19 protein-coding genes and 1 other RNA gene are annotated in these 22,972 nt (G+C 59.6%); 12 read left to right on the top strand and 8 right to left on the bottom strand.

Annotated elements, in window-relative coordinates; translation table 11 throughout:
• Positions 1 to 10 precede the first annotated feature (10 nt).
• Entirely contained in the window at positions 11 to 382 is a 372-nt protein-coding gene (gene sufA, locus AC2CGI_RS11820) for a Fe-S cluster assembly scaffold SufA (protein ID WP_004931368.1), read from the bottom strand.
• A 526-nt stretch (positions 383 to 908) separates the two neighbouring features.
• Here sufA and AC2CGI_RS11815 point away from each other — a divergent pair.
• Positions 909 to 1,313 (top strand): hypothetical protein, encoded by a 405-nt coding sequence (locus AC2CGI_RS11815; protein ID WP_004931369.1) that lies wholly within the window; start codon positions 909 to 911, stop codon positions 1,311 to 1,313.
• Between the two features lie 45 nt (positions 1,314 to 1,358).
• Here the strand turns inward: AC2CGI_RS11815 and menI are convergent, their stop codons facing one another.
• Both menI and ydiJ read right to left on the bottom strand, forming a co-directional pair.
• Positions 1,359 to 1,775, bottom strand: coding sequence for a 1,4-dihydroxy-2-naphthoyl-CoA hydrolase (menI, locus tag AC2CGI_RS11810; RefSeq protein ID WP_004931370.1), 417 nt, complete (start codon positions 1,773 to 1,775; stop codon positions 1,359 to 1,361).
• A complete protein-coding gene (gene ydiJ, locus AC2CGI_RS11805) occupies positions 1,772 to 4,828 on the bottom strand; it encodes a D-2-hydroxyglutarate dehydrogenase YdiJ (RefSeq protein ID WP_076740276.1) in 3,057 nt (1,018 codons plus the stop codon). The genes menI and ydiJ overlap by 4 nt, the downstream gene beginning before the upstream one ends.
• A gap of 245 nt (positions 4,829 to 5,073) precedes the next feature.
• On the opposite strand from ydiJ, the gene ydiK reads away from it, so the two are divergent.
• Both ydiK and rprA read left to right on the top strand, forming a co-directional pair.
• Entirely contained in the window at positions 5,074 to 6,174 is a 1,101-nt protein-coding gene (ydiK, locus tag AC2CGI_RS11800) for an AI-2E family transporter YdiK (protein WP_004931374.1), read from the top strand.
• Positions 6,175 to 6,431: 257 nt separating this feature from the next.
• Positions 6,432 to 6,541, top strand: an RNA gene (gene rprA, locus AC2CGI_RS11795) — antisense sRNA RprA.
• Between the two features lie 109 nt (positions 6,542 to 6,650).
• Here rprA and ppsA read toward each other — a convergent pair.
• Complete coding sequence (gene ppsA / locus AC2CGI_RS11790; protein ID WP_004931376.1) at positions 6,651 to 9,029, bottom strand: phosphoenolpyruvate synthase; 2,379 nt, start codon at positions 9,027 to 9,029, stop codon at positions 6,651 to 6,653.
• Positions 9,030 to 9,488: 459 nt separating this feature from the next.
• On the opposite strand from ppsA, the gene ppsR reads away from it, so the two are divergent.
• From ppsR to AC2CGI_RS11745, 9 genes are all read left to right on the top strand, one after another.
• Positions 9,489 to 10,349 (top strand): posphoenolpyruvate synthetase regulatory kinase/phosphorylase PpsR, encoded by an 861-nt coding sequence (gene ppsR, locus AC2CGI_RS11785; RefSeq protein ID WP_049239973.1) that lies wholly within the window; start codon positions 9,489 to 9,491, stop codon positions 10,347 to 10,349.
• A 197-nt stretch (positions 10,350 to 10,546) separates the two neighbouring features.
• On the top strand, positions 10,547 to 11,593 hold the full coding sequence (locus AC2CGI_RS11780; RefSeq protein ID WP_015377715.1) for a 3-deoxy-7-phosphoheptulonate synthase: 1,047 nt from the start codon (positions 10,547 to 10,549) through the stop codon (positions 11,591 to 11,593).
• 105 nt (positions 11,594 to 11,698) lie between these two features.
• Entirely contained in the window at positions 11,699 to 12,184 is a 486-nt protein-coding gene (locus AC2CGI_RS11775; protein ID WP_015377714.1) for a glutathione peroxidase, read from the top strand.
• 171 nt (positions 12,185 to 12,355) lie between these two features.
• Positions 12,356 to 12,538, top strand: a complete 183-nt coding sequence (gene hemP, locus AC2CGI_RS11770; RefSeq protein ID WP_016927944.1) for a hemin uptake protein HemP — start codon at positions 12,356 to 12,358, stop codon at positions 12,536 to 12,538.
• A 94-nt stretch (positions 12,539 to 12,632) separates the two neighbouring features.
• Positions 12,633 to 14,705 carry a TonB-dependent hemoglobin/transferrin/lactoferrin family receptor gene (locus AC2CGI_RS11765; RefSeq protein ID WP_015377712.1) on the top strand — a complete coding sequence of 691 codons (2,073 nt, stop codon included), beginning with the start codon at positions 12,633 to 12,635 and terminating at the stop codon, positions 14,703 to 14,705.
• A gap of 66 nt (positions 14,706 to 14,771) precedes the next feature.
• On the top strand, positions 14,772 to 15,809 hold the full coding sequence (locus tag AC2CGI_RS11760; RefSeq protein ID WP_015377711.1) for a hemin-degrading factor: 1,038 nt from the start codon (positions 14,772 to 14,774) through the stop codon (positions 15,807 to 15,809).
• Positions 15,806 to 16,636, top strand: a complete 831-nt coding sequence (locus tag AC2CGI_RS11755) for a heme/hemin ABC transporter substrate-binding protein (protein ID WP_015377710.1) — start codon at positions 15,806 to 15,808, stop codon at positions 16,634 to 16,636. Before AC2CGI_RS11760 ends, AC2CGI_RS11755 begins: the two co-directional genes overlap by 4 nt.
• Positions 16,636 to 17,640 (top strand): FecCD family ABC transporter permease, encoded by a 1,005-nt coding sequence (locus AC2CGI_RS11750; protein WP_016927948.1) that lies wholly within the window; start codon positions 16,636 to 16,638, stop codon positions 17,638 to 17,640. Before AC2CGI_RS11755 ends, AC2CGI_RS11750 begins: the two co-directional genes overlap by 1 nt.
• Positions 17,633 to 18,418, top strand: coding sequence for a heme ABC transporter ATP-binding protein (locus tag AC2CGI_RS11745; RefSeq protein ID WP_076740277.1), 786 nt, complete (start codon positions 17,633 to 17,635; stop codon positions 18,416 to 18,418). The genes AC2CGI_RS11750 and AC2CGI_RS11745 overlap by 8 nt, the downstream gene beginning before the upstream one ends.
• 33 nt (positions 18,419 to 18,451) lie before the next feature.
• On the opposite strand, the gene AC2CGI_RS11740 is transcribed toward AC2CGI_RS11745, so the two are convergent.
• The 4 genes from AC2CGI_RS11740 to AC2CGI_RS11725 all read right to left on the bottom strand — a co-directional run bounded on the left by AC2CGI_RS11740 (position 18,452) and on the right by AC2CGI_RS11725 (position 22,918).
• Positions 18,452 to 19,894: a protein adenylyltransferase SelO gene (locus tag AC2CGI_RS11740; RefSeq protein ID WP_076740278.1), complete on the bottom strand. Its 1,443-nt coding sequence runs from the start codon at positions 19,892 to 19,894 to the stop codon at positions 18,452 to 18,454.
• Between the two features lie 244 nt (positions 19,895 to 20,138).
• Positions 20,139 to 20,870: an EAL domain-containing protein gene (locus AC2CGI_RS11735; RefSeq protein ID WP_004931399.1), complete on the bottom strand. Its 732-nt coding sequence runs from the start codon at positions 20,868 to 20,870 to the stop codon at positions 20,139 to 20,141.
• A gap of 510 nt (positions 20,871 to 21,380) precedes the next feature.
• On the bottom strand, positions 21,381 to 22,394 hold the full coding sequence (gene lplA, locus AC2CGI_RS11730; RefSeq protein WP_004931401.1) for a lipoate--protein ligase: 1,014 nt from the start codon (positions 22,392 to 22,394) through the stop codon (positions 21,381 to 21,383).
• Positions 22,395 to 22,453: 59 nt separating this feature from the next.
• Positions 22,454 to 22,918: an NlpC/P60 family protein gene (locus AC2CGI_RS11725; RefSeq protein ID WP_016927954.1), complete on the bottom strand. Its 465-nt coding sequence runs from the start codon at positions 22,916 to 22,918 to the stop codon at positions 22,454 to 22,456.
• Positions 22,919 to 22,972 lie beyond the last annotated feature (54 nt).

Here is a 22,972-nt window from a genome sequence, read left to right as displayed (position 1 = left end):
ATTGCATCGCTCAAACGCCAAAGCTCTCGCCGCACCCGCAGGCATGCTGAGCTTTAGGGTTGTTGAATTTGAATATCTGATTCAGCCCTTCGCGGACGTAATCTACCGTGGTGCCATCGATGAACGGCATGGCCTTCAGCGGCACATAGAGTTTGGCGCCGTCGCGCTCAAACAGCAGATCGTCATCGGCGGGTTCGCGGGTCAGATCCAGCACATAGGCAAAGCCGGCGCAGCCGGATTGTTTCACCCCTAGCTGCAGCCCTTTCACCTGCGGATCCTGCTGCATCAGTTTGGTTATTTGTCGTACGGCGCTGTCGCTGAGCGAAATGCCTTGCCAGACATTTTCATCCAGAGAAAAAGTGCCGACATTTTCCGTTTGCATAGGGTCTACCTCACACTCGTGTTTGGCCACAGCCAATCTGGGTTGCTTATATGTTAGTGATAACGATTATCACTTCAACCGTTTGTTTTGCGGGGGTATCCGCCGCAAGCGCGGTTTTTCGCTGCGGCGTGCGGCAAGCCAGCGGGACATCCGTGGCGGCTTGCGGCGTCTGGCGGCAAGGTGTGCATGCTATCCCTATGAATTTATTCTTTATCCTGCATCACCGTACCGCACTCCCCGGTGGCCCGTCAGCGTTACAGCGCCGCGGTACGTTGCCGATCTAAACATTCATAGAAAATACCTATTTCTGCATTCTGTCTGTCGTAAATGTGCGTTTATCGGCATTTCGTGGCGCAGCGCAAGCGCGCGCCCTCAGGTTAAAGTTTAGTCGCTCAGCATCAAGTTGGGTCGTCGGCGACCTTTTACACCCCGCGCAATGAAAAAACGCCACGCCGGGGATTGATCGGCAGCGCGGCAGTTTATATGATAATGATTATCATTCAATTTAAATTTGAGCGCGAAGCCAATGACTCTTTCGATCAACGCATGGTTGCTGGGCAAGATTGATGACTACAAATTCAGCGTGCGCGACGCCACGGTGGACTTTTACATGGCCGAAGCGGCGCTACGGCGCCCGGAATGCAATATCGACCACCTGAAGCGGTACAACAGCGTCAGCCTGACCATGGCCAATTTGTGTCTGGAGAACGGCGACGACGACAGCTACCTGCACGCGCTCAGCAAGCTGCACAACCGGCTGATCGTCGAGATCAACAACCCACAGCGTTGCCAGCTGTTTCGGGTGCAAAGCTACCACTTCGCCCGCCATACGCTGACGCTGATCTGCCAAAAATATGCAATGGAAGGCACCTGGGAGAAGGCGAACGCGTTTCAGAAGGACTTCGTCAAACGCGTGCCGTTTCAGCTGTAAAGCGAAAGGCTCCGCAGGCCGAGCGCCTGCGGAAAGCGGCGGGGATCAGTCGATGACCGCCGTGGTCAGACGCGAGGTGCAGCACAACCGATCGCGCGCGTCGAAGATCTCGATTTGCCACACCTGATGGCGACGGCCGACGTGCAGTGCGCGGCACACCCCGCGCACCTGGCCATCGAACACCGCGCGCAGGTGGTTGGCGTTGATCTCCAGCCCCACCACTTTCTGCTCGCCCTCACTGCACAGGTAGCCGGCCATCGATCCCATCGATTCCGCCAGCACCACCGACGCCCCGCCGTGCAACAGCCCGAACGGCTGCCGGGTACGGCTATCGACCGGCATGGTGGCCTCGAGGAAATCCTCGCCCAGTTGGGTAAACTCGATGCCCACATGGCTGACCATGCAGCCGTCGCCGGCGCGGTTCAGCTGCTCCAGCGATGTTTCACGTTTCCACAATTTCACTCAATCATCTCCAGAAGTGCCTGTAATGGGTGGCGCACGCCATTGCCCTCGATGCGTTTCACCTGGCTGCGGCAGGAATAGCCGGTCGCCAGGCAGCGCTGCCGCGGCAAACGCTGTAGCGTCGGATGCCATGATAGCTCATAAATGCCGAGCGAGTTTTGCAGGTTCCTGGCTTCATGGCCGTAAGTGCCCGCCATGCCGCAGCAACCGACGCTGACGCTCTCCAGTTTGGCGCCGAAGCGGGCGAAGATCGCCGCCCACTGTTGGCCGCTGGCCGGCAACGCGGTGGTTTCGGTGCAGTGGCCGAACAGATACCACGGCTCGCCGGTCGCCGGCTGTTCGGCACGATCCGCGATCCGCTGCTGCAGCCATTCATGCACCAGCTGCACCTGGAAATCGCCGCGCTCGGCGCCGAGGATCTCGCGGTATTCGTCGCGGTAGCACAGCACCAGCGCCGGATCGACGCCCACCAGCGGCATGCCTAGCTGCGCCACACGGTTGAGGAAATCGGCGGTTTTGCGCGCGGTGCGGGCGAACCGCGTCAGGAAGCCCTTCACATGTTGCGCCTTGCCGTTCGGCGAGAACGGCAGCAGCACCGGTTTATAGCCGAGCTTCTCCACCAGCCGGACAAAGTCCGCCACCACTTTGGCGTCGTAATAGCTGGTGAACGGATCCTGGACGATCAACACGTGTTCTGCGCGCTGCTCGGCGCTCAGCCCTTCCAACTGCTCCAGCGTCAGCGTGATCGCGCGGTGGCCGGACAGCTGCTGACGCAGCGTCGGGCTGGACAACAGCGGCAGATCGACCATGCCGATGGCGTTGCGGCTCATCTCCCGCAGCCACGGCTGGCGGAAGAAGAAGTTGAACACCTTCGGCGCGCGGGCCATCAACGGGGTATAGCTCTCCACGCCGGCGACCATGTAGTCGCTTACCGGGCGCAGGTAGCGGGTATGGTAAAGCTGCAGGAAGCGCGAACGGAATCCCGGCACGTCAATCTTGATCGGGCACTGGGTGGAGCAGGCCTTACAGGCCAGGCAGCCGGACATCGCCTCTTTCACTTCGTGCGAGAAGTCATACTCGCCCTTGCCGGCGTGCCAGCTGTTGCGGGTTTTCTCGATCAGGCCGCGCAAGCTGAGGCGCTGCTGCGGCAGCTGTTTCTCCAGCGCCAGCGGATCGACCCCCTGCTCGGCCAACAGACGCAGCCACTCGCGCACCAGCGTCGCCCGCCCTTTCGGCGAATGAATGCGGTTGCCGCTGATCTTCATCGACGGGCACATCGGGCTGCGTACGTCGAAGTTGAAGCACAGGCCGTTGCCGTTACACTCCAGCGCGCCGCGGAACGAGGTGCGCACCTCGACCGGGATCTGGCGATCGAAGGTGCCGCGTTTGACCGCATCCACCTGCATCATCGGCGCATCCACCGCCAGCGGCGAACAGATCTTGCCTGGGTTCAGACGGTTATCCGGATCGAACGCCGCCTTGATGCGGCGCAGCTCTTCATACAGCGCTTCCCCGAAGAATTCAGGGCTGTATTCCGCGCGGAACCCCTTGCCGTGCTCCCCCCACAGCAGGCCGCCGTATTTGGCGGTCAGCGCCACCACCCGATCGGAGATCTGCTTCATCAGCACTTCCTGCTGCGGGTCGCACATGTCGAGCGCCGGGCGCACGTGCAGCACCCCGGCGTCGACGTGGCCAAACATGCCATAGCTCAGATTGTGGTCATCGAGCAGTTGCCGAAATTCGACGATATAGTCCGCCAGATGTTGCGGCGGCACACAGGTGTCCTCGGCGAACGGAATCGGCTTGGCGCGCCCTTTGGCGTTGCCCAGCAGCCCGACCGCCTTCTTGCGCATGTTGTAAATGCGCTCGATGCCAGCCAGATCGCCGCAGATCTGGTACCCGATCACGCCGCCCTGCCGCTGCGCGATCAATTCGTCCAGCCGTTGGCACAGGGCTTCCATCTGGCCGTCGATCAGCGCCCGATCGTCGCCGGCGAACTCGACGATGTTCAGCCCGAGCATCTCTTTATCCGGCACGTCGGCGATCAGTTCGTTCACCGAGTGCCAAACGATGTCTTCACGCGCCAGGTTCAGCACCTTGGAATCGATGGTTTCCACCGACAGCGCCTTGGCCTCGACCATAAAGGGCGCATTGCGCAGCGCCGAGTCGAAGGAATCGTACTTCACGTTGACCAGGCGGCGCACTTTCGGCAGCGGCGTGATGTCCAGCCGCGCCTCGGTGATAAACGCCAGCGTGCCCTCGGCGCCGGTCAGAATACGCGTCAAATCGAAGGTTTGCAGATCGTCGCTCAGCACGTGGCGCAGATCGTAACCGGTGAGGAAGCGGTTGAGCTTGGGGAATTTCTCCAGGATCAGCGCGCGCTGCTCGCGGCAGCGATTGAGCACCGTGCGGTAGATGCGCCCTTCGGCGGTCTCTTCCAGAGCAATCGTTTCCGCCAGCGCCGTCGGCATGGCGCGGGTATCGATCATCTCGCCGCCCAGCAGCACCGCCCGCAGCCCCAACACGTGATCGGAGGTTTTGCCGTACACCAGCGAGCCCTGGCCGGAGGCATCGGTGTTGATCATTCCCCCCAGCGTGGCGCGGTTGCTGGTGGACAGTTCCGGCGAGAAGAAGTAGCCGAACGGTCGCAGGTATTGATTCAACTGGTCCTTGATCACCCCGGCTTCGACTTTCACCCAGCCCTGTTCGACGTTGATCTCCAGAATGCGGTTCATATGGCGCGACATATCGACCACGATGCCGGTATTGAGCGACTGGCCGTTGGTGCCGGTGCCGCCGCCGCGCGGGCTGAAGGTCAGCGTATTGAAGCGCTCTTCTCCGGCCAGACGGGCGATCAGCGCCACGTCGGCGGTGGAACGGGGGAACACCACCGCATCGGGCAGCAGCTGATAGATACTGTTGTCGGTGGCCATCGTCAGCCGGTCGGCATAGCTGGTGGCGGTATCGCCGTTGAATCCGTTTTGCTTCAGTGCTTCCAAAAAGTCGAGCACCCGTTGAACCAGGCCGGGCGCCTGAGAAATCTGTGGGATCATTCGCTTTTTTGACCCTGTCCGTCTATTTTTTATGCGCTGATGTACGCTGAATCGGGCCTTTAATTCAGACCCACCCTATTTTTTAGTGACACTAAAAACTAACATACTCGTTTAGTGAAGGCATTCACATTATTACCGCCCTGCGAGCGCCGCCACAGGCGGCCGCCCGGCGGTGAGAAACCGACCGACAGGCACCCCGATTCGCCGGTGCCAGGGATTTAATTGACCAGGATGAGAACCCACTGATGCCACTCCCGCAATCGCGTTACGACTTACCGCGAATTATTTTCGGCGTGCTGTTTATCGCCATCATGATCGTCGCCTGTTTTTGGGTGATCCAACCGTTTATTCTCGGCTTCGCCTGGGCGGGCATGGTGGTGATCGCCACCTGGCCGCTGCTGCTCAAACTGCAAAAGCTGCTGTGGGGCCGCCGTTCGCTGGCGGTGTTGGTCATGACCCTGCTGCTGATCCTGCTGTTCATTCTGCCTATCTCACTGCTGATCAGCAGCGTGGTGGATAACAGCGCGCCGCTGATCGCCTGGGCCAGTTCGCCGGGCAAACTGCATATTCCCGATCTCGCCTGGCTGCAGTCCGTGCCGATGATCGGCGACAAACTCTATACCAGCTACCACACGCTGGTTAACGCCGGCGGCGCCGCGCTGCTGGCGAAGGTGCAGCCGTACTTTGGCCAAACCGCCACCTGGTTCGTGGCGCAGGCGGCGCATATCGGCCGTCTGCTGCTGCACTGCGCACTGATGCTGCTGTTCAGCGCCTTGTTGTACGCGCGCGGCGAACAGGTGGCGCTGGGTATCCGCCACTTTGCGGTGCGCCTCGGTTCCGCGCGCGGCGATGCGGCGGTGCTGCTGGGCGGCCAGGCAATTCGCGCCGTCGCGCTGGGCGTGGTGGTGACGGCGTTGGTGCAGTCGGTGCTGGGCGGCATCGGTCTGGCGGTAAGCGGCATTCCTGCCGCCACTCTGCTGACGATGCTGATCTTCATCTGCTGTGTGGCGCAATTGGGGCCGCTGTTGGTGCTGGTGCCGGCCATCATCTGGCTGTACTGGCACGGCGACACCACCTGGGGCACCGTGCTGCTGGTCTGGAGCTGCGTGGTGGCCACGCTGGATAACGTGCTGCGCCCGGTGCTGATCCGCATGGGCGCCGATCTGCCGCTGCTGCTGATCCTGTCCGGCGTTATCGGCGGTTTGCTGGCCTTCGGCATGATTGGCCTGTTCATCGGCCCGGTGGTGTTGGCGGTGTCTTATCGCCTGCTGACCGCCTGGATGGATGAAGCGCCGGAGCCGACCTCCGCGCCGGAGCAAGTCATCGACGAGCTGGAAAAACGCTAATTCCCCCTTCCGCCCGCACCGTCGGGCGGAACTTTTCACGCCCGTCATTATTCCTACCTCATTCGAGTAATATCTCCGCCCAATATAATGCCGCCCTATATTGATTACGGTACGGCGAATGAAAGGTGCAATGTAAATCCCTGTTTGTTGCAAACGGAAAAAAGAGATAACTCCCGCAAATAAAATGTGATGCCGCTATCGATTAGGATGATTCTTAATGACTAGTCGCGTTCAAAAATCTAGTATTATGGCCATCTATTGCTTCAAATCACTGATTTTAAAGCAACCTTTCTGAACAATGTAATGCCATACATGTGAATTGCTGTGTGTAGTCTTTGCCCATCTCCTACGGTGGGCTTTTTTTTATTCTTTTTTCGTCGAATTGATTATTTTACGCGCCGTTATTTACATTCTGAAATAAAAAGGCCGCAGCGTTAACTGCGGCCCGACGTTAATGCCTCAGTGAGGCCGAGACATTATTTCTTTTTCGACAAATTGATCCAGGTCTGCACCACAGTGTCCGGGTTAAGCGACAGGCTGTCGATGCCCTGCTCCATCAGCCACTCGGCGAAGTCTTCATGGTCAGACGGGCCCTGGCCGCAAATGCCGACGTATTTGCCGTGGCGCTTGGCCGCCTGAATCGCCATCGACAGCAGCGCTTTCACCGCCTCGTTGCGCTCGTCGAACAGTTCCGACACTACGCCGGAATCGCGATCCAGCCCCAGCGCCAGCTGAGTCATGTCGTTGGAGCCGATGGAGAAACCGTCGAAGTGCTCGAGGAACTGATCCGCCAACAGCGCATTGGACGGGATTTCGCACATCATGATCACTTTCAACCCGTTTTCGCCGCGTTTCAGCCCCTGACGCGCCAACTCGGCCACCACCGCTTCCGCCTGCGCCACGGTGCGCACGAACGGCACCATGATTTCGACGTTGGTCAGCCCCATATCGTTACGCACGCGTTTCACCGCCTCGCACTCCAGCGCGAAGCAATCGCGGAAACTGTCGGCCACGTAACGGCCGGCGCCGCGGAAGCCCAACATCGGGTTCTCTTCGTGCGGTTCATACTTGTCGCCGCCCACCAGGTTGGCGTACTCGTTGGATTTGAAGTCGGACAGACGCACGATCACGCGCTTCGGCCAGAAGGCGGCGCCCAGCGTCGCGATGCCTTCGGTCAGGCGACCGACGTAGAACTCGACCGGGTGATCGTAACCCTGCATCAGCGCGCGAATTTCATTTTGCAGCGCCGGCGTCTGCTGGTCGAACTCCAGCAGCGCGCGCGGGTGCACGCCGATCATGCGGTTGATGATAAATTCCAGCCGAGCCAGGCCCACGCCTTCGTTCGGCAAACGCGCGAAGTCGAAAGCGCGATCCGGGTTGCCGACGTTCATCATGATCTTCAGGGGCAGATCCGGCAGCTCGGTCACTTCGGAGCTCTGCACGCTGAAGTCCAGCATGTCGCTGTAAACGAAGCCGGTGTCGCCTTCCGCGCAGGAGACGGTGACTTTCTGGCCGTCTTTCAACACGTCGGTGGCGTGGCCACAGCCCACCACCGCCGGAATGCCCAGCTCACGCGCGATGATCGCCGCGTGACAGGTGCGCCCGCCGCGGTTGGTGACGATCGCGGCGGCCTTCTTCATGATCGGCTCCCAGTCCGGGTCGGTCATGTCGGTCACCAGCACGTCGCCCGGCTGGATGCGATCCATTTCGCTGATGTCGTGGATCACTTTCACCGGACCGGCGCCGATGCGGTGGCCGATGGCGCGGCCTTCCACCAGCACCGGGCTGGTGCCGTTCAGCTGGTAGCGTTCCATGGTCTGCTCGTTGGAGCGTACGGTCTCCGGGCGCGCCTGCACGATCAGCAGCTTGCCGGTATGGCCGTCTTTCGCCCACTCGATATCCATCGGGCGGCCGTAATGTTTTTCGATCAGGATCGCCTGCTGCGCCAGCGCCTGCACTTCTTCATCCGTCAGCGAGAAACGGCTGCGCTGCGCTTCCGGCACGTCTTCGATGCGCACCTGCTTGCCGTGATCCTGCGACGGCGCGTATACCATGCGGATCTTTTTCGAACCCAGGTTGCGGCGCACGATCGCCGGCTTGCCGTTTTGCAGCGTCGGTTTGTGCACGTAGAACTCATCCGGGTTCACCGCGCCCTGCACCACCATTTCACCCAAGCCGAAAGCGGAGGTGATGAATACCACCTGATCAAAGCCGGACTCGGTGTCGATGGTGAACATCACGCCCGAGGAGGCCAGATCCGAGCGCACCATGCGCTGTACGCCGGCCGACAACGCCACGCCGCGGTGATCGTAGCCCTGGTGCACGCGATAAGAGATGGCGCGATCGTTGAACAGCGACGCGAACACGTGCTTGATCGCCACCATTACGGCGTCGATGCCCTGCACGTTGAGGAAGGTTTCCTGCTGACCGGCAAAGGAGGCGTCCGGCATGTCTTCCGCCGTGGCGGAGGAGCGCACCGCAAAGGAAGCTTCCGGTTCGCCGTCGGCGAGCTGTTGGTAAGCCTGATGAATTTCACGCTCGAACTCGGCGTGGAACGGCGTGTCAATCACCCATTGGCGGATCTGGGCGCCGGCCTTGGCCAGTTGGGCAACGTCGTCAACGTCAGTCTGATCCAGTAACTGATAGATGCGCTGGTTAACACCGCTTTGTTCGAGAAAATCGTTAAACGCCTGTGCGGTGGTGGCAAAACCGTTAGGCACGGCCACGCCCAAATCGGAAAGATTGGTGATCATTTCACCGAGGGAGGCATTTTTGCCGCCGACACGGTCAACGTCGTGCATGCCAAGCTGGTTGTACCAAAGCACATTACGCAAGTCTGGGCCATTGTTGGACATCGAGACAATCCTTATTGCTATCAGTAGGGTAAAGACGGATTTAATTCGCTTGCTTTACGGCACCGCTAACACGGAGCCGAATCAGACTAGCACACTGATCCGGGGAAAATGGAAAGGTGAATCGATCAACCCACTGAAGAAAGTGGTTTTTAAGAGAATGTCCTAACCGGCTGATTTGTCTGGGAACCGTTCCCAATCGCACGAAAAGCTTAGTTCTCAACAAATTACGCTCTTTTTAAAATTCTGTTTTAATGACCACGCAAACGCTATCGTTTTTGGTGAAAATAGCGGCAAATTTACGTTTCGGCTCGAACAGGGTCGCTGCGCCGCGATTTCTGCCGCCGCCAAAGCGCGCTTTTCTTCGCGCGCCGCCGCAAGGCGGTTTACCGCCCCGCCGTCACAATTTTTTCCCTCGCCCCTTTACCGGCGGATCGTCTGCGGCTCATGATATTGGCAGTGATGACAGCAGGAACACCGTTTTCAGGTAAGGAGCCTCGGGTGGAAAGAAGCGTTTTTTATATTTCGGATGGTACGGCGATCACCGCCGAAGTGCTGGGGCACGCGGTGCTGTCGCAGTTCCCGGTCACGGCGACCACGTACACCTTGCCGTTTGTCGAAACCGAGGCGCGCGCACGCGCAGTTCGCCAACAAATCGATGATATCTATAATGAAACCGGTGTACGGCCGCTGGTGTTTTACTCCATCATCTCGCCGGAAGTGCGCGACGTGATCGTTCAGAGCCAAGGCTTCTGTCAGGATATCGTGCAGGCGCTGGTCGGCCCGCTGCAGGGTGAGCTGGAGGTGGAGCCGACGCCGGTGCCGAACCGCACCCACGGCCTGACCGCCAGCAACCTCGGCAAGTACGACGCGCGCATTGCCGCCATCGACTATACCCTGGCGCATGACGACGGCATTTCGCTGCGCAACCTCGATCAGGCGCAGGTGATCCTGCTCGGCGTGTCGCGCTGCGGCAAAACCCCCACCAGCCTTTATCTGGCGATGCAGTTCGGCATCCGCGCCGCCAACTACCCGTTTATCGCCGACGATATGGACAATTTGCACCTGCCGGCCTCGCTGAAACCGTTTCAGCATAAATTATTCGGCCTGACCATCGATCCGGAGCGCCTGGCGGCGATCCGCGAAGAACGGCGTGAAAACAGCCGCTACGCTTCATTGCGTCAGTGCCGCATGGAGATCGCCGAGGTCGAAGCGCTGTTCCGCAAAAACCAGATCCGCTACCTCAATACCACCAACTATTCGGTCGAAGAGATCTCCACCAAAATCCTCGACATCCTTGGCATGAGCCGCCGCATGTTCTGATCTTTTCCTCGCGGGGCCGCCGCGCCCCGCCGCCTGCCGTTTATTTCAGCAGCAGCTGATTTTTTTGTGCTTTTTTTCGCGGCTTTGATCAACAGAACGCAATCTCTACGGTTGAATTCAGCGCTTTTTGCGTTATTGTGATCGCCATCACTTCCCGGCACTCCTGCCGCAGAGAAGAACAGTTTCCAGGGAACAACATGCACAAAACAGATGAACTGCGGACCGCGCGCATCGACAGCCTCGTCACGCCGCAAGCGTTGGCGGACAAGCTGCCGATCTCGGCGGCCATCGCCGATAACGTGACAGCGTCACGTAAACGCATTGAAAAAATCCTCACCGGTGAAGACCGCCGCCTGCTGGTGGTGATCGGCCCCTGCTCGATTCACGATCTCGACGCCGCCGTCGATTACGCCGGCCGGCTGAACGCCCTGCGCGAGCGCTACCAGGATCGCCTGGAGATCGTAATGCGCACCTATTTCGAAAAACCGCGCACCGTCGTCGGCTGGAAAGGCCTGATCTCCGATCCGGCGCTGGACGGCACCTTCCAGGTCAACCGCGGCATCGAAATGGCACGCCGCCTGCTGCTGGAAGTGAACCAGCTCGGCCTGCCGACCGCCACCGAATTCCTGGACATGGTCGTCGGCCAATACATCGCCGATCTGATCAGCTGGGGCGCCATCGGCGCACGCACCACCGAAAGCCAGATCCACCGTGAAATGGCCTCGGCGCTCTCCTGCCCGGTCGGCTTCAAAAACGGCACCGACGGCAACACCCGCATCGCCATCGACGCCATTCGCGCGGCGCGCGCCGGGCACATGTTCCTGTCGCCGGACAAACATGGCCAGATGACCATCTATCAGACCAGCGGCAACCCGTACGGCCACATCATCATGCGCGGCGGCAAAACGCCGAACTACCACGCCAGCGATATCGCCGCCGCCTGTGACAGCCTGCGCGAGTTCGATCTGCCGGAGCACCTGGTGATCGACTTCAGCCACGGCAACTGCCAGAAAATGCACCGCCGCCAGTTGGAAGTGGCCGACAACGTCTGCCAGCAGATCCGCGCCGGCTCTGCCGCCATCACCGGCGTGATGGCGGAAAGCTTCCTGGTGGAAGGCACGCAGAAGATCGTCGCCGGCCAACCGTTGACCTATGGTCAGTCGATCACCGATCCTTGCCTGAGCTGGTCCGACAGCGAACAGTTGCTGGCGATGCTGGCGGATGCGGTCGATAGCCGTTTCTGACGCAACATAGACCGGGGCCTCGCCCCGGCTTTCTCCCTTCTGTCCCGCTCATCTATACTGATTGCAACGCTTTAGCACCCGCCGAAACGCACTGGGAGCCCCGGCATGATTCACTCTCTGTTATCCATTCCCTGCGTCACGCTGCAGGGCGAGCAAAAAACGCTGGGCGATTTCCCGGCGCGCGCTTACCTGGTGGTCAACACCGCCAGCAAGTGCGGCTTCACCCCGCAATACCGCGGGCTGGAAAATTTGTGGCGATACTATCGCGAGCGCGGCCTGATGGTGCTCGGCTTCCCCTGCAACCAGTTTGGTTCTCAGGAGCCGGGCAGTCCGCTGGAGATCGCCAATTTTTGCAGCCTCAACTACGGCGTCAGTTTCCCGCTGTTCAGCAAGATCGACGTTAACGGCCCCGGCGCCCACCCGCTGTTCAATGAGCTGAAACGCCTGGCGCCCGGCATTCTGGGCAGCCGCCGCATCAAATGGAATTTCACCAAGTTCCTGCTCACCGCCGACGGCCAGCGCGTGACGCGCTTTGCGCCGATCACCAAACCCGAACGCCTGTTTGACCGCATCGAAACCCTGCTGAAATAACGCCCCTTTTTTACGGGCCGAGTGCGCTCGGCCCGCCGCCGGATGTCCGTTCGACAAAAAGGTTCCATCGGTAAGAAAATTTTCCTTGATGTAACCTTTCCTTCACATGATAATGATTCTCAGTTTGATATTAATTACCATTTAATAACCTGTTTTATAAGCACAATGATGATGGATACTGCCAACACGCCAACCCCCGCCGCCGCGGCCCCGACCGAGCACAGCGCAAACGCGCCGCCCAGCTACGACAGCGCACAGCTGCTCGGCGCCGACGGCATCGCGTTCATTACCCATCAGGGCCAGCGCTATCAGCTGCGGCAGACCAAAGCCGGGAAATTGATCCTGACCAAATAACCACAGAACCCTCAAACGCCAGCCACCCCGATCGTTTGATCCAGGCAGCCAGCAAATCTATTGATATGTTTTATTACATACGGAGAGTTGCACCATGCCTCTGACATTTTCCACCCGGCTGCGTTTTTCCGCGTTGAGTCTGGCGATTGCCTGCGCTCTGCCTACGGTGGCCTTGGCACAAAACACCAGCACAACAACTTCTTCCAACGCGGCAGCGGCCAAAAACGCCGACGAGACCATGACCGTGGTCGCCACCGGCAACCAACGCAGCAGCTTTGAAGCGCCGATGATGGTCACGGTCATCGAAGGCAACTCGCCGGAAAGTCAAACTGCAGGCACCGCCGCCGATATGCTGCGGCGCGTGCCGGGCATTACCGTCACGGGTTCCGGGCGCAGCAATGGGCAGGATCTCATGATGCGCGGTTACGACCGACGTGGCGTGCTGACGTTAGTTGACGGCATCCGCCAGGGGACCGATACCGGCCATATTAACGGCACTTTTTTGGATCCTGCGTTAGTGAAACGCATTGAAATCGTGCGCGGCCCCTCCGCGTTGCTGTACGGCAGCGGCGCGTTGGGTGGCGTAGTGTCTTATGAGACCGTCGATGCCGCCGATCTGCTGCTGCCGGGCCAGGATAGTGGGTTCCGCGTCTACGGCACCGCCGGCACCGGCGACCACAGCCTGGGCATGGGCGCCAGCGCCTACGGCAAGACCGATAACCTCGACGGCCTGCTGTCGTTCGGCACCCGCGACGTCGGCGATCTTCGTCAGGGTAACGGCTTCGATGCGCCTAACGACGAAACCATCAGCAACGTGCTGGCTAAAGGCACCTGGAAGATCGACAATAGCCAGTCGCTAAGCGGCAACCTGCGCTACTACAACAACAGCGCCCAGGAGCCGAAAAACCCGCAAACACCAGCCAGCTCCAGTGGAAACTTAATGACCGATCGTTCGACGATTCAACGCGACGCGGCATTGAGTTACAAACTGAAGCCGATCGGCCAGGATTGGCTGGATGCGGAAGCGAAAGTGTATTATTCAGACGTGAAAATTAACGCTCACGCCAATGGCAGCGAGGATGAAGCGCGTAAACAAACCACGAAAGGCGTCAAACTCGAAAACCGCACGCGCCTGTTTGCGGATACTTTCGCTTCACATCTGCTGACCTACGGCACCGAGGCCTACAAACAGGAGCAAACGCCGGGCGGCGCTACCGAAAGTTTCCCGCACGCAAAAATCAATTTCGCTTCAGGCTGGCTGCAGGACGAAATCACGCTGCGCGATCTGCCCGTCACCCTGCTCGCCGGCACCCGCTATGACAATTACAAGGGCTCAAGCGACGGCTATGCCGATGTGGATGCGAACAAATGGTCCTCACGCGGCGCAGTCAGCATTACGCCTACCGACTGGCTGATGCTGTTCGGCTCCTATTCTCAGGCGTTCCGCGCGCCAACGATGGGTGAGATGTACAACGACTCCAAGCACTTCTCAATTCCAATGGGGCCAACCACCATCACCAACTATTGGGTGCCTAACCCGAATTTGAAGCCGGAAACCAACGAGACCCAAGAGTACGGGTTTGGTCTGCGTTTCGATGATTTGATGCTGGCCGATGATAGCCTGCAGTTCAAAGCCAGCTATTTCGATACCAAAGCCAAGGACTACATCACCACCGATGTCACGATGGAACTGGGACGCGGTCCGCGCGGCCCTTACTGCATCAGTTGCACCACCTTCTCGACCAATGTCGATCGCGCCAAAATCTGGGGATGGGACGCTACGCTCAGCTATAAAACCCCCTGGTTCGGCTGGGATTTGGCTTACAACCGCACCCGTGGCAAAAATGAAGCGACCGGTGACTGGTTAAGCAGCATCAATCCGGACACCGTCACCAGCTCGCTGGACGTGCCGCTGGGCGAAACCGGTCTGTCTGCCGGCTGGGTCGCCACCTTCGCCGAACGCGCGACGCGCGTGGAGACAGGCACGGCCGAACAAGCCGGTTATGGCGTCAACGACTTCTATCTGAGCTACAAGGGCCGCGACCGTCTGCAGGGCATGACCACCACCGTGGTGTTGGGCAACGCCTTCGACAAAGAATATTACTCGCCGCAGGGCATCCCGCAGGATGGCCGCAACGCCAAACTGCTGGTCAGCTACCAGTGGTAATCATTTGACTATCTGGCGGACAACCCGATTGTCCGCCGTTCGCATTACAGCGCAGGAGAATCCGGCATGAGCAACACCCTATACGAACGCTACCAACAGGCTAAAATCGATCACCCCGGCAAATACGCCCGCGATCTGGCGGCGATCCTTGGCGTCAGCGAAGCGGAGCTGACGCACGCCCGTGTCGGTCACGACGCCCGCCGCCTGCAGGCCGACGCGCGCACCCTGCTGACCGAGCTTGAGCAAGTGGGCGTCACCAAATCCATCACCCGCAACAGCTATGCGGTGCATGAGCAGATGGGCCGCTACCGCAACCAGCACCTTAACGGCCACGCCGGGCTGATCCTCAACCCGCGCGAGCTGGATCTGCGTCTGTTCCTCAACCACTGGACCAGCGTTTTCGCCATGAGCGAAACCAACAAACGCGGCGTGCGCCACAGCATCCAGTTCTTCGACCAACAGGGCGATGCGCTGCACAAGGTCTACACCACCGAGGAAACCGATCTGCCGGCCTGGATGGCACTGGTGGAGCGCCATCTGAGCGAAGAAAACCCGGCGCTGGCCCTGCAGCCCGCCGAGGCGAGCACCTCGGATGAAACGACGCAGGATCATGCCAAAATCGACGCTGAATGGCGCGCGATGACCGACGTTCACCAGTTCTTCCAGCTGCTGAGCCGCAATAAACTCACGCGCCAGCAGGCCTTCCGCGCCGTCGGCGACGATCTGGCCTATCAGGTGGACAACAGCGCGCTGTCGCAGCTGCTGGAAGCGGCGCAGCAGCAGCAAAACGAGATCATGATATTCGTCGGCAACCGCGGCTGCGTGCAGATTTTCACCGGCCAGATCGAACGTTTGATGCCGCAGGAAGGTTGGATCAACGTGTTCAATCGCCGCTTCACGCTGCATCTGATTGAAGGCGCCATCGCCGAAAGCTGGATCACCCGCAAACCGACCAAGGACGGCATCGTCACCAGCCTGGAGCTGTTCGCCGCCGACGGCACGCAGATTGCGCAGCTGTATGGCCAGCGTACCGAAGGTCAGCCGGAACAAACCCAGTGGCGCGAGCAGGTTGCCGCGCTCGCCGCCAAGGACATCGCCGCATGAAATCTTCCTTAATCCGCCGCCTGGCGCTGATGATGACGCTGGCGCTGCCGCTCACCGCCGCGGCGGCACAGCGCATCGTCTCGATCGGCGGCGACGTGACGGAAATCGCCTTTGCGCTCGGCGCCGGCGACGACGTGATCGCCCGCGATAGCACCAGCCTGCACCCGGAAGCGGTGAAAAAGCTGCCGGACGTCGGCTATATGCGCCAGCTGAACGCCGAAGGCATTCTGGCGCTGAAGCCGACGCTGGTGCTGACGACCGAGCTGGCACAGCCGGCGCTGGTGCTCAAACAGCTGGCGGACAGCGGCGTCAAAGTGGTCAGCGTGCCGGGTGACACCACCCTGCAGGCGGTGCCGCAGAAGATCGCCGCGATCGCCGCCGCGTTGCAACGCGTTGAGCAAGGCAAACAGCTGAGCGAGCGCTATCAACAACAGCTGGCGGCGGTCGACACCTCTCCGCTGCCGGTGAAGGTGTTGTTTGTCATGAGCCACGGCGGCATTACACCGATGGCGGCCGGGCAACACACCGCCGCCGACGCGGTGATCGCCGCCGCCGGCCTGAAAAACGCCATGCAGGGCTTTGACCGCTACCGCCCGCTGTCGCAGGAAGGTGTCATCGCCAGCGCGCCGGATCTGTTGCTGGTCACCACCGACGGCGTGCGCACCCTCGGCGGCGAACAGCAGCTGTGGACGCTGCCGGGCCTGGCGCTGACGCCGGCGGGCAAGCAGCGGCGCGTGCTGATCGTCGATGACATGGCGCTGTTAGGCTTCGGCCTGGAAACGCCGGCGGCGCTGGCCAAGCTGCGCCACGCGGCGGAGCAAAAGTAATGCGCTGCCGCACCTCGCCTCAGCTGGCCATCATCGGTCTGCTGGTGCTGCTGACGCTGCTGGCGCTGGTCGCCGCTAATCTCGGCGCGCTGACGCTGTCGTTTCGCACCCTGTGGCGCGAACCTTTCAGCGACGCCGCCTGGCACATCTGGCTGAACATCCGCCTGCCGCGCGTGCTGCTGGCGGTGGTGATCGGCTGCGCGCTGGCGGTGTCCGGCGCCGTGATGCAGGGGCTGTTCCGCAACCCGCTGGCGGATCCTAGCCTGCTGGGCATCAGCAGCGGCGGCGCGCTGTTTGTCGCGCTGTTCATCGTGATGCCGCTGGCGTTGCCGGTGACGATCGCGTTGTATGGCCACATGCTGGCGGCGTTCCTCGGCAGCCTGCTGGTATCGCTGTTGATCTACGGCATCAGCCGCAGCGGGCACGGCAATCTGTCGCGGCTGCTGCTGGCGGGCATCGCGATCAACGCCCTGTGCATGGCGGCCATCGGCGTGCTCTCCTACGTCAGCAGCGATCAACAGCTGCGCCAGTTCTCGCTGTGGATGATGGGCAGCCTCAGCCAGTCGCAGTGGCCGACGCTGGCCGTTTCCGCCTCGCTGATTTTGCCTACGGCGCTGCTGACGCTGCTGCAGGCGCGCCGGCTGAACCTGTTGCAGCTGGGGGATGAAGAGGCCCACTACCTCGGGGTGAACGTCCAGCGCGCCAAGCTGCAGCTGCTGTTGCTGAGCGCCCTGCTGATCGGCGCGGCGGTGGCGATGAGCGGCGTGATCGGCTTCGTCGGTCTGGTGGTGCCCCATCTGGTTCGCATGCGCCTCGGCGGCGATCACCGTTGGCTGCTGCCCTGCTCCGCGCTGGGCGGCGCCTGCCTGTTGCTGGTCAGCGATACGCTGGCGCGCACGCTGGTGGCCCCGGCCGAAATGCCGGTGGGGTTGATGACCAGCCTGATCGGCGGTCCTTACTTCTTGTGGCTGGTGATGCGCCAGCGGGAGCGAACCGGTGGATAACGCCGCCAACCTCACGGCCCGGGAGCTGCGCTACAGCCTCGGTACGCGCCGCCTGATCAACGACGTTTCGCTCAGCCTCGCCGGCGGTGAAATGGTGGCGATTATCGGCCCTAACGGCGCCGGAAAATCGACGCTGCTGCGCTTGCTGACCGGCTATCTGACGCCGGACTGCGGCGAATGCCGGCTGCTTGGCCGCCCGCTGGAACACTGGGCGCCGCAACAGTTGGCCAAAGTCCGGGCCGTGATGCGCCAGTACAGCGATCTGGCATTTCCCTTCAGCGTGGAAGAAGTGGTCAGCATGGGGCGGGCACCGCACGGCAAACGCGACGAGCATCAGGCGCTCCAACAGGTGATGGAACAAACCGACTGCCTGGCGCTGGCGCAGCGCGACTACCGTCAGCTTTCCGGCGGCGAACAACAACGGGTGCAGCTGGCGCGGGTGTTGGCGCAGCTGTGGCAGCCGCAACCGTCCCCCGCCTGGCTGTTCCTCGACGAGCCGACCTCGGCGCTGGACCTGTATCACCAGCAGCACACCCTGCGCCTGCTGCGCTCGCTGACGCGCCAACAGCCGCTGGGCGTCTGCTGCGTGCTGCACGATCTCAATCTGGCCGCGCTGTACGCCGATCGGATCCTGCTGTTGCATCAGGGCCGCTTGGTGGCGAGCGGCACGCCGCAGGAAGTGCTGCAGGCCGACATTCTCACCCGCTGGTATCAGGCCGATCTCGGCGTGGTGCATCATCCCGAAGCGTCGCTGCCGCAGGTCTATCTACGTCAATAACATCAAGGGCGCCATGAGGCGCCCTTTTTCATCTCAGCTGGAGCAGGAAATCTCCAAATGTTTGCCCCAGTCCGGCGGCAGCGCGGCGAGATCGTCATACTCCGGCGCATCGTCGAACGGCCGCAGCAGGGCCTGATGCAACCGCTGCAAACGGCCCACGTCGTCTTTCTCTGCGTCCTCAATCGCCTGCTGCGCCAGATAGTTGCGCAGGATCAGGCGCGGGTTCACCGCCTTCATCGCCCGTTGCCGTTCCGCATCACTCACCTGTTCCTGCTGCAGACGCCTGCGATACTGCTGATACCAGGCATCGAACGCCGCGCGGTCGATAAACTCGTCGCGCAGCGGCGACTGTGCCTGTTGCTGTTCAGTGTCGCTCAACAGGCGGAACGTGCGGGTATAGTCCCGCCCTTCCTGCGCCATCAGGCTCAACAGACCGGTGAGCACGTCATTATCCTGCGCCGTCGGCGTGAAGAAGCCGAGTTTGGCGCGCATCTGTTCACCGTAGGCGCGCATCAGCGCCGGCTCATACGCCGCCAGCGCCTGCTGCAGCTGTTCGGTGGTCATCAGCCCCGACAGGGTCTGCGCCAGGCGATGCAGGTTCCACAGCGCCACCGCCGGTTGATTGTCGAAAGCGTAGCGCCCCTGATGGTCGGAGTGGTTACAGATATAGCCGGGCTGGTAGTCATCGAGGAAGCCGTAGGGGCCGTAATCGATGGTGATGCCGAGAATCGACATGTTGTCGGTGTTCATCACGCCGTGGGCGAATCCGACGGTTTGCCAATGGGCGATCAGGCGCGCCGTACGTTCGACCACGTCGGTAAACCACAACAGGTAACAATCGGCCTGATCCTGCAACTGCGGCCAGTGACGGGCGATGACGAAATCCGCCAGCTGCCGCACCTGCTCCGGCTGTTTGCGGTAGTAAAAGTGTTCGAAGTGGCCGAAGCGCACATGGCTTTCCGCCACCCGCAGCAGCATCGCGCCGCGTTCCGGCTGCTCGCGATATACCGGTTGTTGACTGGTGACAATAGTTAACGCACGCGTGGTGGGGATCCCCAGATGGTGCAACGCCTCAGAGGCCAGAAACTCGCGGACAACCGAACGCAGCACCGCGCGACCATCACCCATGCGTGAATACGGCGTCAGCCCGGCGCCCTTCAGGTGCCAGTCGCGGTGGCTGCCGTCCGCCATGACCTGTTCGCCCAGCAAAATGCCGCGGCCATCGCCCAGTTGCCCGGCCCACACGCCGAACTGGTGGCCACTGTACACCTGCGCCAGCGGCTGCATGCCCGGCAGCAGCGTTTCTCCCGCCCAAATCGGGGTTTTATCCTGAGTAAACCAACTTTCATCCAGCCCCAGCTCGCGCGCCAGCGGCTCGCTATGGTACAGCAGGCGCGTATCCTTGAGCGGCGTCGGATTCAGAGCGGTGTAGAAACCAGGTAGTTGTTGGTAGTAAGCGTTATCGAACTGCGGCATAGGCCCTCCGTTTCAGCGTAGTGTAGAGCGTGAACGGGCGGATTAACACCGAAGGAATGCAGGGAGAACGCATCCGCCTGTCGCCAGAACGGATGCGGGAGGTTTCGCGTGAGGAAACGCGCTGAACGTCAGCTGACAAACGCGGTTATCAGCAAAACGTGGGGGAATAACGGCGACTGAATCACGCTAAACATCACCCCGTCGCTTATTTACCTCATTGTGTGTAGTTTTTTTGTATCACTTCTTAATTATTGAACTCGCTGGGCATCGTCAGCAAAGCTTGCAGATTATCCACACCAACGCTGGGCCATAAAAAACCTTGCAGGCCTAAAACACCGGCGTATCTGAGTTTATTAAAATACTCTTTTTTCTCTATTCCTCCGACGATCACGCCGTTACATAACAGGTTGATATTCTTTAACAACGAGTCAATGACCACGTCATACCCCTGATGGGTAAACAGCTGCCAGTAAAAACGTTTGTCTATCTTTACGTAGTCAAACAAACCATCGTACAACGCGGTCAACGTGGCCTTACCGGAACCGAAATCATCGAGCCACAGCGTAAACATTTCGCTTAATCGCCGCACGCTCGGGTTGTTCTTACCGGCCGAAAGATTCGGAAAACTCTCACTCATTTCAAATGCAATAAAAGGATATTGCCCGATCCTTTGGCACAACGCCGAATCGGAAAGAATAAGCTCAACGATGGTTTCTTCGATATTGATGGTCAACTGTACGTTGTTATCGGTAAACCAAGCCGCATGCTGCTCCGCAAGTTTCAGTTGCTCATTAAATAACTCAATCCTTTGTTCAGGCGCCAATAAATTAATCCCAATTTCGGCCGGCATGGCTAAATCACCGTCGAGACTGTTGAAACGGCTCAACATTTCCACCGCCAACAGCCCGCCCTCCATTGAGTAAACAGGTTGAAAAACATAGCTACTAATAAAGTCAGCTTCGAGTTGGATGTTCATTTTAATGCCACAGGATGAATGGCTAGCGTATCATCGTATATCAATACATTTTATCGATCAATCCCTCTGGGATTAATCGGAAATATCAATGTAAATACCCATGAAATATCATTTAATTGATAGATTAAAGCTATACGACAATCGTAAAAGGCGCAAAGAAAAGCAGCCGGACTTATGCCAAGGTAGCCGCCAAACGCGTTATGCGAAAAGGTATTTGACTTAAGTTGAATGGATTTATGACTAAATTTGACTTATCTCCTTTGTTTTATTTAAGAAAAATCCTAAATAAAGTAAAATAATCTTTCATTCTTAACGCCAATTTTCCCTGCCGTTAACGACGACTGATTAAATTTAATAACGCATCAATTCCGCCCGTTATTCGCGGCATTGAAAACGTAAAAAAATGCCCACCTTGATTTTCAGAAAATCTGCGCTACCACCATGCAAAACGTCGATTTCAGCGATAAAAAAAGGGATGAGCACGCTCATCCCTTCATCACCAGGCCTGCGCTAGCGGATCGTTTCGCTCAGCCATTGCCGCAGCTCGGCTAATTCGGCCGCCTGCTGAGGATAGTCCGCCATCAGCCGGTCACAGCAAGCGGCAACGGGCTCGCTTCGATACGCGCAGCCCACCAGCATCTCCGCCAACCGCTGCAGCGGGGCGGGATTCAGGCTGTCGGTGAACACCTGCGCGCGAACGATCGCCCCCTTCTCCACATCGAAGAACAGGTCTACGCCGCCCCAGACAAAGCGCTCGTTGAGCAAGTGGCTGAACGCCGGCGCCTTGCCAAAATTCCATTCCCAACTGCTCTGTTTGGCGAACTGCGCGGCAAAATCGGGCAGATCGGGGAATACATCCGGCGAAATGATCTCCGGCTCGGCCGTTTCGCCATAGTGGGCGAAGAAGGCCTGCACGATAGCGTCGCATACCTGCTCATGGCTGATGCCCGGCAAAAACTCCGCCAGGTTGGCGACGCGCGAACGCACCGAAGTGATACCCTTGGCCTGCAGCTTTTTGGGATCCGGGTTCAGGTAGTCCGCCAGCCGTTCCAGATCGGCATTCAGCAGCAGCGTGCCATGGTGGAAACCGCGATCCTGCGTTTCTCGATAGGCCGAGCCGGATATTTTGCGTGGCCCGTCGGCGGTTTCCATCACCAGATCGTTGCGCCCCGACGCGCCGGCTGTGACGCCCAACTGCCGCAGCGCTTGCAGAATGATGTCGGTCGAGACGCTCTTGTCGTAGCCCGGTTTGCCGGCCATAAAGGTGAAGCAGGTATTGCCCAGATCGTGAAATACCGCCCCGCCGCCGCTGCTGCGCCGCGCCAACCGAATGCCGTCCTGCTCCATACGCCGGGTATTGCACTCTTTCCAGGGATTCTGCGACTGGCCAATCACCACCGTTTCGGCATTGCGCCACAGGAAGAGAATTTTTTGCGTGGTCATTTCGCGGAAGATGCACTCTTCCACCGCCAGGTTGAACCAGGGATCGTAGGAGTCGGAGATCAGTAAACGCAGGCTGTTCATGGCAGGCACCGTTCAAAACACGAGATGCCGCCATGATACACCAAATCAACGGGTTAAGGCTAAATGCGTCGCGCCTGCCAGTACACCCGCTTCCAGTAGACGTTATCGAGCGAGGAACGGATCACCCCGCGGCTGGTCGACGCATGGATAAATTGGTCGTTGGTATCGTAAATGCCGACGTGCAGGCCGTTCTCACCGCCGCCGGTTTTGAAAAACACCAGATCGCCCGGCATCAGCTCATCGCGTGAAACCTTGGTGCCCAGTGAGGTTTGTTCTTCGGTCGAACGCGGCAGTTGCATGTCGAAGCGATCGCGGAACGTGCGGTAAACAAACCCGGAGCAATCCACGCCGCCGCGATCCAGGCCGCCGTAACGGTATGGCGTGCCGTACCACTGGCGCAGTTGTTCATTGAGCTGGGCTACCACCACGATAGAATCCGCCAGGCGGCCGCTGGGTGGCGGCGCATGGCTGCTGCAACCGGCGAGGATTAAACTGGCTAATAAAAACCACACACGCATCCGCATAATATCCCTTCATTGAACACGTTGCCGCATTATGCCATTCGGTACACCACTACA

The organism is Serratia sp. LSHTC3, from assembly GCF_057197125.1.
This window is presented reverse-complemented; position numbering and strand designations above follow the sequence as displayed.

What these genes read in the sequence shown, in the direction of transcription:
- sufA (WP_004931368.1), bottom strand. Translation starts at nt 382, where the DNA reads ATGCAAACGGAAAATGTCGGCACTTTTTCTCTGGATGAAAATGTCTGG.
- AC2CGI_RS11815 (WP_004931369.1), top strand. Translation starts at nt 909, where the DNA reads ATGACTCTTTCGATCAACGCATGGTTGCTGGGCAAGATTGATGACTAC.
- ydiJ (WP_076740276.1), bottom strand. Translation starts at nt 4,828, where the DNA reads ATGATCCCACAGATTTCTCAGGCGCCCGGCCTGGTTCAACGGGTGCTC.
- ydiK (WP_004931374.1), top strand. Translation starts at nt 5,074, where the DNA reads ATGCCACTCCCGCAATCGCGTTACGACTTACCGCGAATTATTTTCGGC.
- ppsA (WP_004931376.1), bottom strand. Translation starts at nt 9,029, where the DNA reads ATGTCCAACAATGGCCCAGACTTGCGTAATGTGCTTTGGTACAACCAG.
- ppsR (WP_049239973.1), top strand. Translation starts at nt 9,489, where the DNA reads ATGACAGCAGGAACACCGTTTTCAGGTAAGGAGCCTCGGGTGGAAAGA.
- AC2CGI_RS11780 (WP_015377715.1), top strand. Translation starts at nt 10,547, where the DNA reads ATGCACAAAACAGATGAACTGCGGACCGCGCGCATCGACAGCCTCGTC.
- AC2CGI_RS11775 (WP_015377714.1), top strand. Translation starts at nt 11,699, where the DNA reads ATGATTCACTCTCTGTTATCCATTCCCTGCGTCACGCTGCAGGGCGAG.
- hemP (WP_016927944.1), top strand. Translation starts at nt 12,356, where the DNA reads ATGGATACTGCCAACACGCCAACCCCCGCCGCCGCGGCCCCGACCGAG.
- AC2CGI_RS11765 (WP_015377712.1), top strand. Translation starts at nt 12,633, where the DNA reads ATGCCTCTGACATTTTCCACCCGGCTGCGTTTTTCCGCGTTGAGTCTG.
- AC2CGI_RS11760 (WP_015377711.1), top strand. Translation starts at nt 14,772, where the DNA reads ATGAGCAACACCCTATACGAACGCTACCAACAGGCTAAAATCGATCAC.
- AC2CGI_RS11755 (WP_015377710.1), top strand. Translation starts at nt 15,806, where the DNA reads ATGAAATCTTCCTTAATCCGCCGCCTGGCGCTGATGATGACGCTGGCG.
- AC2CGI_RS11750 (WP_016927948.1), top strand. Translation starts at nt 16,636, where the DNA reads ATGCGCTGCCGCACCTCGCCTCAGCTGGCCATCATCGGTCTGCTGGTG.
- AC2CGI_RS11740 (WP_076740278.1), bottom strand. Translation starts at nt 19,894, where the DNA reads ATGCCGCAGTTCGATAACGCTTACTACCAACAACTACCTGGTTTCTAC.
- AC2CGI_RS11735 (WP_004931399.1), bottom strand. Translation starts at nt 20,870, where the DNA reads ATGAACATCCAACTCGAAGCTGACTTTATTAGTAGCTATGTTTTTCAA.
- lplA (WP_004931401.1), bottom strand. Translation starts at nt 22,394, where the DNA reads ATGAACAGCCTGCGTTTACTGATCTCCGACTCCTACGATCCCTGGTTC.
- AC2CGI_RS11725 (WP_016927954.1), bottom strand. Translation starts at nt 22,918, where the DNA reads ATGCGGATGCGTGTGTGGTTTTTATTAGCCAGTTTAATCCTCGCCGGT.